Annotated in this window: 11 protein-coding genes; 4 read left to right on the top strand and 7 right to left on the bottom strand. The window is 69.5% G+C overall.

Translation table 11 applies throughout. The annotated features are described in order from the left end of the window. Positions 1-3 precede the first annotated feature (3 nt). Entirely contained in the window at positions 4-1,059 is a 1,056-nt protein-coding gene (locus tag ACP59X_RS19305) for an Ldh family oxidoreductase (RefSeq protein WP_428561612.1), read from the bottom strand. Between the two features lie 560 nt (positions 1,060-1,619). Here ACP59X_RS19305 and ACP59X_RS19300 point away from each other — a divergent pair. The 4 genes from ACP59X_RS19300 (at position 1,620) to ACP59X_RS19285 (ending at position 7,217) form a co-directional block, all read left to right on the top strand. Then, positions 1,620-2,480 carry an NAD(P)-dependent oxidoreductase gene (locus ACP59X_RS19300; protein WP_428561609.1) on the top strand — a complete coding sequence of 287 codons (861 nt, stop codon included), beginning with the start codon at positions 1,620-1,622 and terminating at the stop codon, positions 2,478-2,480. Positions 2,481-2,546: 66 nt separating this feature from the next. Next, the gene (locus tag ACP59X_RS19295; RefSeq protein ID WP_428561606.1) at positions 2,547-4,001 is read left to right on the top strand and encodes an NAD-dependent succinate-semialdehyde dehydrogenase; all 1,455 of its coding nucleotides are present in this window, start codon (positions 2,547-2,549) and stop codon (positions 3,999-4,001) included. 269 nt (positions 4,002-4,270) lie between these two features. After that, complete coding sequence (gene larAH5, locus ACP59X_RS19290; RefSeq protein WP_428561604.1) at positions 4,271-5,539, top strand: nickel-dependent malate racemase, LarAH5 family; 1,269 nt, start codon at positions 4,271-4,273, stop codon at positions 5,537-5,539. Between the two features lie 127 nt (positions 5,540-5,666). After that, on the top strand, positions 5,667-7,217 hold the full coding sequence (locus tag ACP59X_RS19285) for a sigma 54-interacting transcriptional regulator (protein WP_428561601.1): 1,551 nt from the start codon (positions 5,667-5,669) through the stop codon (positions 7,215-7,217). Positions 7,218-7,241: 24 nt separating this feature from the next. On the opposite strand, the gene ACP59X_RS19280 is transcribed toward ACP59X_RS19285, so the two are convergent. From ACP59X_RS19280 to ACP59X_RS19255, 6 genes are all read right to left on the bottom strand, one after another. After that, entirely contained in the window at positions 7,242-8,207 is a 966-nt protein-coding gene (locus ACP59X_RS19280) for a methyl-accepting chemotaxis protein (protein WP_428561598.1), read from the bottom strand. A gap of 146 nt (positions 8,208-8,353) precedes the next feature. Next, on the bottom strand, positions 8,354-9,133 hold the full coding sequence (locus ACP59X_RS19275; protein ID WP_428561596.1) for an SDR family NAD(P)-dependent oxidoreductase: 780 nt from the start codon (positions 9,131-9,133) through the stop codon (positions 8,354-8,356). A 28-nt stretch (positions 9,134-9,161) separates the two neighbouring features. Then, positions 9,162-9,935: an ABC transporter ATP-binding protein gene (locus tag ACP59X_RS19270; RefSeq protein WP_428561593.1), complete on the bottom strand. Its 774-nt coding sequence runs from the start codon at positions 9,933-9,935 to the stop codon at positions 9,162-9,164. A gap of 10 nt (positions 9,936-9,945) precedes the next feature. Beyond that, positions 9,946-10,710 carry an ABC transporter ATP-binding protein gene (locus ACP59X_RS19265; RefSeq protein ID WP_428561591.1) on the bottom strand — a complete coding sequence of 255 codons (765 nt, stop codon included), beginning with the start codon at positions 10,708-10,710 and terminating at the stop codon, positions 9,946-9,948. Further along, complete coding sequence (locus tag ACP59X_RS19260; RefSeq protein WP_428561588.1) at positions 10,689-11,474, bottom strand: ABC transporter permease; 786 nt, start codon at positions 11,472-11,474, stop codon at positions 10,689-10,691. The genes ACP59X_RS19265 and ACP59X_RS19260 overlap by 22 nt, the downstream gene beginning before the upstream one ends. After that, complete coding sequence (locus tag ACP59X_RS19255) at positions 11,471-12,349, bottom strand: ABC transporter permease (protein WP_428561586.1); 879 nt, start codon at positions 12,347-12,349, stop codon at positions 11,471-11,473. The genes ACP59X_RS19260 and ACP59X_RS19255 overlap by 4 nt, the downstream gene beginning before the upstream one ends. Between the last annotated feature and the right edge of the window lie 44 nt (positions 12,350-12,393).

Below are 12,393 nucleotides of genomic sequence, written 5' to 3'. Positions count from 1 at the left end.
GCCTCACCGGTCCCGGCCCCATCGCGACAAGGCGTCCAGGCCGGCCTCGGCCTCCAGGGCGCGCAGGCGCTCCACCAGGGCCGGCGGCAGCGCCACGCCCGCCACGGCCGCCCGGGCCGCCCGGGCGTGGCCGCGTTCCCCGGGCAGGCGCACATCGGGGCCGGATTGGCGCAGGTCGTCCACCAGCCGGTCGACCTCGGCCAAAAACCGCTCGCGGCCGCAGAAAAAGGCCGGGTCCAGGGCCAAAAACAGGAACCCCGCCGTGCAGGGCGTGTCGGCGTCGAGCGTCCCGCGCACCCGCAGCCCGGTGGCCGCGCCGGCCAGGGCGCCGCCGAGGATGTCCACCATGATGGCCAGGCCGGTGCCCTTGTAGCCGAACAGGCCGCCGAGGGGCAGCAGGAACCCGGCCAGGGCCGCGTCGGGATCGGTCGTCGCCCGGCCGTGCGCATCGGCGGCGATGTCCGGGGGCAGGGGGTCGCCACGCAGCTTGTGGGCCAGGATGCGGCCCCGGGCCGCCGCCGTGGTGGCCATGTCCAGGCTGATGGGACGGCCGTCCGGCCGCCCGGTTGGGCAGGAAAAGGAAATGGGGTTGGTTCCCAGGGCCTTGCGGCGTCCGCCAAAGGGGCCGGCGGCGGGCTGGGTATTGCACAGGACCAGGCCCAAAAGGCCCGCGGCCGCGGCCATGTCCGCGTAATAGCCGCCGAAGCCGAAATGGGACAGCCGACTGGCCGTGGCCAGGCACAGCCCGTTGGCCCCGGCCCGGGCGATGACCGCCTCCATGGCCAGCCGGGCGGCATGGGGGCCTGGGGCGTAGCGGCCGTCGACACGCAGGCCGCACGGGGAGGTGGCCTCGATGACCGGCTCGGCCGCCGGGTCGATGGCCCCGGCGGCGATGCCGGCCACGATCCCGGGCAGGCGCAGCAGGCCGTGGGAGGCGAAGCCCCGGGCCTCGGCCGTAAGCAGGACGTCCATGACGCTGGCCGCCGTGCCGGGGGGCATGCCGTGGGCCATGAGCACGGCTTGCCCGGCTTCGGCCAGCACACGGAGAGGGTAGGCCATGGAGGGTCCTTTCCGCGGGGCTGTCGGCCGGCCGCGGGCCGGCGGGGCATGGGAAGGCGAGCGCCCTGGCCGGGTGGCCTGCAGCAACCGGGCCAGGGCACAGTAACGGGGCGCGCCCGGCGGCCCGGGTGTCGCCGCTATCGTGGAACACACCGGGAAAATTGATTTTTATCAAACAGTGCCTGTTTGTTCAAGGCCGCCCCGCACCGGGCGCAGCTGCCGGCCGTCGGCCCGATATTGGGCGGTGCGCCCGGCGTGCGCCGCCTCTCCCCTGCGGCCCGATGCGGCGCGGGCTGCCCAGAGTCGGGCGCGACGCTGGTATTTGGGCTGCCACGGCCGGGGGCTTGCCGGGAGGGTTTTGAAAATACTATTTGATTAGAGCATGTTGCGGCAGCGCGTTGCGCCAGCACGATTCTTGATGGGGCAAGGCCCGGACGCCGGCGGGAGCGCCGGCGGGCAGCTCGAAATCCACGCGCGCGGCAAGCGCGAGAACCGGTCCCGTGGCAGATAGAAGTCCGCAACCGTGCGGCGGCAACGCCAACGCCTCAAGGAGAAGGCCTATGCAGATCGGATTTATCGGTGTCGGGCTCATGGGAGGGCCGCTGGCCCGCAACCTCATCCGAGCCGGCAAGGATGTGACCGTCTACGACCTCAGCGCCGATGCCGTCAAAAAGACCCTGGCCGCCGGGGAAACCGGCAAGGCCGCCACCGTCCTGGCCGACCTGGCCGACAAGGACTTGGTCTTCACCAGCCTGCCCCTGCCCAGGCATGTCCTGGACGTCATGCTCGGCCAGGGCGGGCTCATGGAAAAGCTCAAGCCCAGCGCGATCCACATCGAACTGAGCACCATCGACCCGCAGACCTCGGTGGAACTGGAGGCCGCGGCCAGGGCCAGGGGCTGCCGCTTTCTCCAATGCACCCTGGGCAAGACCCCGGCCCATGCGGAAAAGGCCGAGGAGCCCCTGTTCGTCGGCGGCGACAAGGCCGTTTTCGACGAACTGGCCGGGCTGTGGCCGATCATCGGCGCGCCGGCCTACTACATGGGCACGGTGGAAGCCGCCTGCGCCATCAAGCTCATCAGCAACATGGTGGGCATGACCAACCTGGCCGTTTTGGCCGAGGGCATCCGCATCGGCGAAAAGGCCGGCATCAAGCGTTCGGTGCTCATCGAACTGCTCCAGGACACCGGCGCGCGCAGCTTCCAGATGGACGTGCGCGGCCCGTGGATCGCAAACGACGATTTCGCCAACCGTTTCGGCCTGGACCTGGCCCTCAAGGACGTGCGCCTGGGCTGCGAAATGGCCGTGGCCTGGGGCATGAAGATCCCGGCCATCATGGCCGCCCTGGGCGTGTTGCGCAAGGCCAGCGCCGCCGGGCTCGGCACCGAGGACTGCAACGCCGTCTACAAGGTCACGGAATAGCCTGCCCTCCCGACCGGGGAGAGTGAAGGCCAACCAACGGGATGCGTAACAAAGGAGTGGTGCATCGTGTCAGCCAAACCCGAACTTTTGCGTGAGGCCTGCTTCATCGGCGGCGAATGGGTCGCCGCCGACGGCGGGGAGGCCATCCCCGTCACCAACCCCGCCACCGGCGAAACCCTGGGCACCGTCCCCAAATGCGGCCGGCCGGAAACGGCCCGGGCCATCGCCGCCGCCGCCGAGGCCTGGCCGGCCTGGCGGGCCATGACCGCCATCGAACGGGCCGACATCCTGCTGCGCTGGCGGGAGCTCATCATGAAAAACCAGGAGGAACTGGCCCGGCTCATGACCCTGGAGCAGGGCAAGCCCCTGGCCGAGGCCCGGGGCGAGATCGGCTTCGGTTGCAGCTTCCTGCGCTGGTTCGCCGAGGAGGCCCGCCGGGTCTACGGCGACATCGTGCCGGCCCCCTGGCGCGACAAGCGCATCCTGGTCACCCGCGAGCCCGTGGGCGTGGTCGGCATCATCACCCCCTGGAACTTCCCCATGGCCATGCTCGGTCGCAAGGTCGGGCCGGCCTTTGCCGTGGGCTGCCCGGTCATCGTCAAGCCGGCCACCCAGACCCCCTATTCGGCCCTGGCCTTGTGCGACCTGGCCGCCGCGGCCGGCGTGCCCAAGGGCGTGTTCAACGTGCTCACCGGCGATTCCCGGGCCATCGGCGCCGAGCTGACCGAGAACCCGGCCGTGCGCAAGATCAGCTTCACCGGCTCCACCGAGGTCGGCAAGACGCTGATCCGCCAGTGCGCCGGCACCGTGAAGAAGGTCTCCATGGAACTGGGCGGCAACGCGCCGTTTCTGGTCTTCGACGACGCGGACATCGACCTGGCCGTGGCCGGCGGCATGGCCAGCAAGTACCGCAACACCGGCCAGACCTGCATCTGCACCAACCGCTTCTACGTCCAGGAAGGGGTCTACGACCGGTTCGTGGACAAGCTGACCCAGGCCGTCGCCGGACTCACGGTCGGCAACGGCCTGGAGCCCGGCGTGACCCAGGGGCCGCTGATCGACGCCAGCGCCCTGGCCAAGGTCGAAGGGCAAGTGGCCGACGCCCTGGCCAAGGGCGGCAAGCTCGTGTGCGGCGGCAAGCGCCACGCCCTGGGCGGCACCTTCTTCGAGCCCACGGTCATCGCCGAGGCCACGCCGGCCATGGCCTTCGCCAAGGAAGAGACCTTCGGCCCCCTGGCCCCGGTTTTCCGCTTCAAAACCGAGGCCGAGGCCGTGGCCATGGCCAACGACACCGAGTTCGGCCTGGCCGCCTACGTCTACACCAAGGACCTGGGCACGGCCTTTCGGGTGTCCGAGGGCATGCAGTACGGCCTGGTCGGCGTCAACGAGAGCATCATCTCGGTGTGCGAGGCCCCCTTCGGCGGGGTCAAGGAAAGCGGCATGGGCCGGGAAGGCTCGCGCCACGGCATCGACGACTACACGGTCATCAAATACACCTGCATCGGCGGCCTCGGCGCCTAGCCGGCGTTTCCCGGCAGCCTTGGCGGCGGTTTGATGCCCGAGGCTCATGCCCGCCTGCGGCGTCCGCGGCCGACCCATAGGCAACGTTCGCGGACAGGCCAGGCGGGACGCGCCGGGACAGGCGCGGGCGGGACGTCCAGGCCCTCGTGGCTCATCCTCCCCCACGGGGATGCCGGGTAACGGCCCGCCGGAACTGTCCACGTGCGGCGCGGGGGGAGCGGCCCCTCCCGCGCCGCCTTGTCACGGCGGCCGCAATGGAGGCTTGCGCCATGGATATTGCCTTGCGCTACGGCCACGAGGAGCGGCGGGTGCGTTTTCCGGACACCGTGACGGTGGACGTGCTGCGGCCAAGCCCCCTGGCGCCCCTGGCCGACCCCACGGCGGCCCTGGAGGCGGCCCTGGATGCGCCGCTTGGCACGGCGCCTTTCGCCGCCCGGCCCAAACCGGCCAGCGTGGCCATCGCCGTGCCGGACGAAACCCGGCCGACGCCCCTGGGCTTGCTGCTGCCGCCGCTTGTGCGGCGCCTGTTCGACGCCTGGCCGCAGTTGGCCCCCCGGGACGTCGTTGTCATCATGGGCGGCGGCCTGCACCCGCCGGCCAGCCAGGCCGACCTCGACAGGCTCCTGCCACCGGAGGTCGTGGGCGGCTGCCGCACCATGGCCCACGACGCCCGTCGTTCGCCCCTGGCGCGTTGCGGCGTCACCAGCCGGGGCACGCCGGTGGAGGTCAATGCCGCCTATGCCGCGGCCGAGCTGAAAATCGTCGTCGGCCAGATCGATCCCCACCAGTTCGTGGGCTTTACCGGCGGGGCCAAGGGCGTGGTCGTGGGCTGCGGCTCGGTGCGGGCCGTGCAGGCCAACCATTCCCTGATGTTCGGCCAGGGGGCGCAGGTGGGGGTGCTGGGCGCTAACCCCGTGCGCCAGGACCTCGACGAGGCCGGCCGCCTGGCCGGGGTCGATTTCGCCGTCAACGTGGTCCTCGACCCGGCAAAGCGCGTGCTCGGGCTGTGGGCCGGGCGGCCCGAGGCGGTGGTGGCGGCCGGGGCGCCGCTGTGCGACAGCCTCTACGGCGTGCCGGTTACGGGCGGCGGCTACGACCTGGTGGTGGCCTCCTGCGGCGGCCATCCCAAGGACATTTGCCTGTACCAGGCCCAAAAGGGGCTCAACCTGGCATCGCTGTGCGCCCGGGAGGGCGGGCGCATCCTGCTTCTGGCCGCCTGCGAACAGGGCATCGGCGACGAGGCCTACGAGGACTACGTCCGCCGGTTCCCAGGTCCCGAGGCCCAGTTGGAGGAGTTTCGGGCCAAGGGCTTTCGCATGGGCGCCCACAAGGCCTTCCTGTTCAGCCGGACCCTGACCCGGTTCACGGTGGGCGTGGTCTCCAAGCTCGACGAGGCCAGCCTGGCCCGCTGCCATCTGCGCAAGGTCCGGCTCCAGGAGACGCTGGACCGGTGGCTGGCCGAGCTCGGGCCGCGGGCGCGCCTGGCCGTGGTGCCAAGCGCCAACACCACCTATTTCCTGCCCCGCCCCGCCCGCTGAACGCCGGGGGAAAGAGGGTTTTGCATCGGGGCGATTTTCCCTATGGTGGCGCCCCGGGCGGCCGGGGCCGCCCCCGTCCGAGGGGCCGCCCGGGGCCGCCATCCCGACGCCCGGAGGCTTCGCCGGTATGCCGCAAACGAAATCCGCCATGGCCGTGGACCTGCGCAACGTCGACGTGCTGCACCAGGTCATCCGGCGCCTAAACGACGCCGTGCTGACCTCGGTGAGCCGCAAGGGCTATTTCAAGGTCCTAAGCAACGAACTGCGCCGGATTTTCGCCTACGACCGCCTGGCCATCAACCTTTACGACTCCGACATCCAGATCCTCAGCTACTTCACCTCGGCCGAGGGCGTGGTGGTCGGCGCTCAGTCGAGCGTGCGCAACGCCAGCTCCCGCACCGTGGCCGGCCTGGTCATCACCTCCCGCGAGCCGGTGGTCATCCGCGACCTGGCCAACCAGTTCAAGGACGAGCTGGACAATCCCCTGGCCGAGGCCGGGCTCAACGTCACCATCGCCTTTCCGCTGCTGGTGCGCGACAATGTGCTCGGCACCCTGCACTGCTCGTTTCGCCAGGAACCGGCGCGGCTCATGGACATCGTCGATTTCATCGCCGCACTCACCCCCTTCGTCTCCTCCGGGGTGGACGCCATCCTGTCCCGGGAGCGGGTGGCCGTGCTGGAATCCGGCCCTCTGGCCGGCGCGCCGAGCCCGCCGCCGGACACGGTCGAGGGGCCGGTCTTCGAGAGCCTGGCCATGAAGGCCATCATGCAGCAGATCCGTCGGGTGGCCCCCCTGGAGGTGCCCATCCTCATCCAGGGCGAGACCGGCACGGGCAAGACCATGATCGCCCGCTACATCCACGACCGCAGCCGCCGGGCCAAGCACAATTTCGTCAAGGTCAACTGCCCGGCCTTAGTGACCACGCTTTTTGAAAGCGAACTGTTCGGCCACGGCAAGGGGGCCTTTACCGGCGCCACCAGCCAGCGGGTGGGCCGCATCGAGATGGCCAGCCGGGGGACGCTTTTTCTCGACGAGATCGGCGAGCTGCACCTGGACCTGCAAAGCAAGCTCCTGCAAGTCCTGGAGGAGAACAGCTTCGAGCGGGTGGGCGAGTCCTTTTCGCTCAAGGCCGACATCCGCCTCATCGCGGCCACCAACATCGACATCCGCAAATCCTTGCTGGACGGGCGGCTGCGCACGGACCTCTATTACCGCCTGGCCACCATGATCATCACCATCCCGCCCCTGCGGGAGCGGCGCGAGGACATCCCGGTGCTGGCCAAGCGCATCTCCGGCATCCTGTCCGCCCAGATGCGCGTGCCGGACATCACCTTTTCCATGGCCATCATGTCCCTGCTCCAGGAATACGCCTGGCCCGGCAACATCCGCGAGCTGCGCAACACCATAAGCCGCCTGCTTATCGCCAACGTCCATCGGCCGTTAACCCCGGGCGACGTGCGGGGGCTGCTCGGCGAGGTGCGCGTGCGCCCAAACGAGGAGCCGGGCGGTTTCGCCACCCTGCGCCAGATGGAGAAGCGCCACATCCAGGAGGCCCTGTCCCTGGCCAAGGGCCGGGTTTCCGGGCCGGACAGCGCCGCCGGCCTGCTCGGCATCCCCCGCACCACCCTCCAGTACCGCATGCGCAAGCTCGGCATCCAGCCGGGCCGCGACGACTGAGGCGGCGCCCCGGGGCGCCGCTGGCTAGGCCCCGGCCGGCAGGGCGGGGGCGTGGCCGTCGTGGCGCATGGCCCCGATGAGCTCCCGGATGTCGTGGGCCTGCCTGGCCAGCCCCTGGACGGCCCCGGCCGAACGTTCCATGGCGGCGTCGGTTTCGAGGCTGACGCGGTCGATATCGGCCACGGCCTGGCTGACCGCGTCGCTGCTGGCGGCCTGCTGTTCGCTGGCCGAGGCGATGCCGCCGATCTGGCCCGAGACGCGCTCGGCCAGGCCGACGATGGCCGCGAGTGCCAGGCCGCAGTCGCGGGTCAGGGCGCTGACCGTGCCGATGGCCTGGGCCGCTTCGTCCACCCGGGCCACGTTGTCCCGGGTGCCCTGCTGGATGCCGTCGATGGTTTCGTCCACCTGGCGGGTGGCGGCCATGCTTTTTTCGGCCAGCTTGCGCACCTCGTCGGCGACCACGGCGAACCCCCGGCCGGCCTCGCCCCTGGCCAGGGCGGCCCGCACGGCGTCCATGTGGGCCTTGGTTTCGCTTTTGGAGGCGAAGTCGATGACCCGGCCGATGTCCTCGAAGCGCAGCAGGGCGCGGCGCAGGTCGATGAGCCGTTCGGACTCGGGCAGGATGCCCTGGCGGTAGGTGCGCTCCAGGGCGTCGAGGTCCTCGCGTTCCCCGGCGCTCTCGCCGAGGAGCTGGCGCAGGGTGGCCAGGTGGGCGTCGAAACGCTCCTTTCCGGCCTCGTAGGGGGCCAGGTATTCGTCGCGGCCGGCCAGGGCGTAGCCGCGCTTGCCGGTTTCCATGTCCACCAGGTCGGTCAGGATGGCCTGGCGCAGGGCCTGGGCCTCGAAGGTGCGGGCGCTGATCCGGTTGGCTTGGCTGACGCTTTCGAAATAGCCGAAGGACACCGCGATGACGCACAGGGACAGGCAGATGATGCCGCCAAATCCCAGGCCGAGCTTGCGGGCGAAAGACAAATTCCCCAATCGCGGCATGGCGACCTCCTTGGCGTGCGCGCCTGCGTTGCGGGCCGGCCCGCCCGGGGTGGCGGGCGGCCGGTGGCGGGTTTGCCCGCCGGGCCGTGCTCCGTCCGGCCTGGCGGGTACGGGGTGGTCGAAGCGGTGCGGAAAACGACTGGCCCTCAGACGGCTGACCAGCCGCCGTCGCAAAAAACGACCTGGCCGGTGACGTAGGCCGCGGCCGGCGAGGCCAGAAAGACCGTCAGGCCCTCGATGTCCTCGGGTTCGCCGCTGCGGCCGACGACGGTCTGGCCGGCCAGTTCCCGGGCGGTTCGTTCGTCGGCGAACAGCGAAGCGGTCAGGGCGGTGCGGAAAAAGCCCGGGGCGATGGCGTTGGCCGTGATGCCGCTGGCCGCACCGGACCAGGCCTGGGCCATGGCCCGGGTGAGCTGGGCCACGCCGCCCTTGGAGGCGCCGTAGGGCGCGCCGTTGGCGAAGGCCCGCACGCTTTGCAGGGAGGCCAGGTTGATGATGCGGCCAAAGCCGCGCCGGCGCATGCCCGCGACGAGCTCCCGGGCCAGGAAGAACGGGACGGTGAGGTTTAAGCGCAACGTCGCGTCCCAGGCCTCGGGCGTGACCGCTTCCCAGGGCAGGCGCGGGTTGACCCCGGCCGCGTTGACCAGGATGTCCGGCGCCTCGCCGTCCGCGGCGGCGAGCCTGGCCAGGTCGGCCAGGGTGTCGCCGGCGGCCAGGTCGCACGGGATGGCCCGCACCGACCCCCCGGCGGCGGCGAGGTCGCGGGCGGCCGCGTCCAGCCGGGCCGGGTCCCTGGCCACCAGGACCAGGGAGGCCCCGGCCTGGCCCAGGGCCCGGGCCATGGCCCAGCCCAGGCCGCCGCTGGCGCCGGTGACCAGGGCCGTGTGCCCGGTCAGGTCGAAAAGGCCCTTCAGATAGGCCGACATGCCTGCCTCCCGGCGGCCGGCCGGCCGCCTACCACCATTTGATGCATTCGGTGACGTAGTCGCGGATCTTGACGAATTCCGGGTCGTCGAACTGGCGCGGCCGGGGCAGGTCCACCAGCACCTCCTCCTTGATGGTGGAGGGCTTGGGGGACAGGATCAGGATGCGCTCGGCCAGGTAGACGGCCTCCTCGATGTTGTGGGTGATGAAAAGCACGGTGCTGCCCACTTCCTTCCAGATGCGGATCAGCTCGTCCTCGAGGTAGTAGCGCAGCTTGATGTCGAGCTGGCCGTAGGGCTCGTCCATGAGGAGCAGGTCGGGGTCGATGGCGAAGTTGCGGGCGATGACCACGCGCTGCTCCATGCTGGCCGAGAGCTGCTTGGGGTAGCAGGCCCGGTAGCGGCGCAGGCCCACCAGGTCGAGCATGCGTTCGACCTGCTCCTCGATGCGCTCGGGGCCAACCCGCTTGACCCGCAGGCCGAAGCGGATGTTGTCCTCCACGGTCAGCCAGGGGATGGCCGAGGGCTCCTGGAAGACGAAGGCGATGTTGTGGCGGGTGGGGTCGGCCGGCGTGCCGTCGACCAGGATGTCGCCCTTGGTCATGGGGATGAAGCGGGAGAGGCAGTTGAGGAAGGTGGTCTTGCCGCAGCCCGTGGGGCCGACGATGCACAGCATCTCGCCCTTGTAGATGTCGAAGCTGATGTCATCGAGCACGAGCAGGTCATCGTAGCACTTGGTCAGGGTGTCCACCTTGACCTTGATGTCCCGGCCTTCCTTGTACGATGCGAACGATTGGGTCTGCACGGCCTTTCTCCTACAGGACAAGGTCGGTATCGTTGGAGATGCGTTTGCGCATTTCGAGGAATTCCGGGTCGGTGTAGTTGCGCGGCTTGGGCGTGGTGATGGCGTAGCTGCTTTTCACCTTGCCCGGCATGGCCGACATGACCACGACCCGGTCGCCGAGGTAGATGGCTTCCTCGATGTTGTTGGTGACGAAGACCACGGTGCGCTGTTCCTTCTGCCAGATGGCCAGGACGTCCTTTTCCATGGCGTAGCGGGTCTGGGCGTCCAGGGCGCCGAAGGGCTCGTCCATGAGCAGGATGTCCGGGTTGACGGTATAGGCCCGGGCGATGCCCACCCGCTGCTTCATGCCGCCGGAGAGCTGGGCCGGGTAGGCCTTCTCGAAGCCCCCAAGCCCCACCAGGTCGATGTAGCGGTGGGCCACGGCCAGGCGTTCGTCGCGGCCCACGCCCTTCATGGCCAGGCCGAAGGCCACGTTGTCCTCCACGGTCTTCCAGGGGAACAGGGCGTATTGCTGGAAGACGATGCCCCGGTCGGTGCTCGGGCCATACATGTCCCGGCCGTCGATGCGGACCTCGCCGGCATCCGGGGCCATCAGGCCGCCGATGATGTTGAGCAGCGTGGTCTTGCCGCCCTGGCCCGGGCCGAGGATGACCAGGAACTCGTTTTCATGCACGTCCAGGCAGATGTCGCTGAGGACATGCAGGACGTCGCTTTGCACGGTGAAGGACTTGGTGATGCCCCTGCATTCGATTTTCACACCAGCTCTTTGCGCCATGGACACAGCCCCCTCTCCAGTAAGCGTAACATGACGGCCAGGGCGGCGCCGATCAGGCCGATCAGCGCCATGCCGACGAGGATCATGGCCGGCTTGTTGAGGTCCATTCCCTGGATGATGAGGAACCCGACGCCTTCGCGGGCGCCGACCATTTCCGCGGCCAGCACGCACATCCAGGACATGGACAGGGCGTTTTGCACGCCGGCGAAGACCGACGGCAGGCTGGCCGGTATGGCCACGTTGAACAGCTGCTGGCGGCGGCTGGCCCCGAAGGCCCGGGCCGCGTCGATGAGCAGCGGGTCGACGTAGCGCATGCCGATGTAGGAGTTGAGCACGAAGATGACGAAGGAGCCGACGAAGCAGATGAAGATCTTGGGCCCCTCGCCGATGCCCAGCCACAGGATGGCGATGGGGATCCAGGCGATGGGCGGGATGGGCCGCAGCAGCTCGAAGATGGGCTTGACCACCTTGTCGCAGGTCCGGTTCCAGCCCATCATCAGCCCCAGGGGCAAGCCGAACAGGCCGGCCCAGAAGTAGGCGATGAGCACCCGCCGCATGCTGTAGTAGACGTGCATCCAGACGCTGTTGCCGCCGATCTTGATGGAGAACAGGCGCAAGGCCTCGGCCAGGACCATGGCCGGCGAGGGCAGGGCCTGGCTGCCGACGGCCAGCACGGCCGCCTGCCACAGCGCGAGGAAGATGACGGCGGAACCCAGGGGCGCGGCCAGGGACAGGGCCCTGTGCCTCATGGTGGCGGCACTCATATGTTGAGCTTCCTGGACGAGGCGAACCGGGATTCGATGAAGGTCAGGGCCACGGACATGAGCGCGCCGGTGAAGCCGATGGTCAGCATGCCGACGATGATGATGTCCGGCCGGGCCAGGCGCCGGCCGATCTGGATCATGTAGCCCAGGCCCTGGGAGGCGGCCAAAAGCTCGGCGGCCACCAGCGTGGTCCAGGCGGCGTTTAAGGACAGCTTGAGCCCGGTGAAGATCATGGCCACCGACGACGGGGCGCCGATCTTGAGGAAGGTCTCCCAGTTGGAGGCGCCGTAGATGCGGGCCACCCGGATGAGCACGGGGTTGGTCAGCCGGATGCCGGTGTAGGAGTTGATGACGCAGGGCACGAAGGCGGCCAGGAAGATGATGAAGGCCTTGGCCCACAACCCGATGCCCAGCCACAGGATGGCGATGGGGATCCAGGCGATGGGCGGGATGGGCCGCACGGCGTCGAAGAGGGGCCGCACCAGCATGTTGACCGGCTTGTACCAGCCCATGAGCAGCCCCAGCGGCACGCCGATGACCGCGGCGGCCCCGAAGCCGGACAGGGAGACGATCAGGCTCGTGACGATGTGGTGCTGGAGCACGGCGCCGTCCGGGTTGGGATTGACGAACTTGTCGAAGAACACCCAGATGACCTGGCTTGGCGGCACGAGCTGGTAGGGGCCGATGATGTCCAGGCGGCAGATCAGCTCCCAGGCGGCGAGAAACAGCAGGAAGCTGACGATGGATATCCAGTTCTCGCGCGCGGCGCGGCGCAAAAAGGCCAGGCGTTCCTGGGTTTGCCGCGCGTCCTGGCCGCAGGCGGGGTTGCCCAGCGGCAGGCTGTCGCATTGGCACGAAGGATCGGTGGACTGCATGGTGCGCTAACCTCGCAAGCTTTGGCTGGGCGCCGCCGCGACCG

It is taken from the genome of Solidesulfovibrio sp. DCME (assembly GCF_049995385.1).
GTDB lineage: Bacteria > Desulfobacterota > Desulfovibrionia > Desulfovibrionales > Desulfovibrionaceae > Solidesulfovibrio.
This window is presented reverse-complemented; position numbering and strand designations above follow the sequence as displayed.

Bases quoted from the DNA above. Each gene is read 5' to 3' on its own strand.
- ACP59X_RS19305 (WP_428561612.1), bottom strand. From the start codon at position 1,059: ATGGCCTACCCTCTCCGTGTGCTGGCCGAAGCCGGGCAAGCCGTGCTC.
- ACP59X_RS19300 (WP_428561609.1), top strand. From the start codon at position 1,620: ATGCAGATCGGATTTATCGGTGTCGGGCTCATGGGAGGGCCGCTGGCC.
- larAH5 (WP_428561604.1), top strand. From the start codon at position 4,271: ATGGATATTGCCTTGCGCTACGGCCACGAGGAGCGGCGGGTGCGTTTT.
- ACP59X_RS19285 (WP_428561601.1), top strand. From the start codon at position 5,667: ATGCCGCAAACGAAATCCGCCATGGCCGTGGACCTGCGCAACGTCGAC.
- ACP59X_RS19280 (WP_428561598.1), bottom strand. From the start codon at position 8,207: ATGCCGCGATTGGGGAATTTGTCTTTCGCCCGCAAGCTCGGCCTGGGA.
- ACP59X_RS19275 (WP_428561596.1), bottom strand. From the start codon at position 9,133: ATGTCGGCCTATCTGAAGGGCCTTTTCGACCTGACCGGGCACACGGCC.
- ACP59X_RS19265 (WP_428561591.1), bottom strand. From the start codon at position 10,710: ATGGCGCAAAGAGCTGGTGTGAAAATCGAATGCAGGGGCATCACCAAG.
- ACP59X_RS19260 (WP_428561588.1), bottom strand. From the start codon at position 11,474: ATGAGTGCCGCCACCATGAGGCACAGGGCCCTGTCCCTGGCCGCGCCC.
- ACP59X_RS19255 (WP_428561586.1), bottom strand. From the start codon at position 12,349: ATGCAGTCCACCGATCCTTCGTGCCAATGCGACAGCCTGCCGCTGGGC.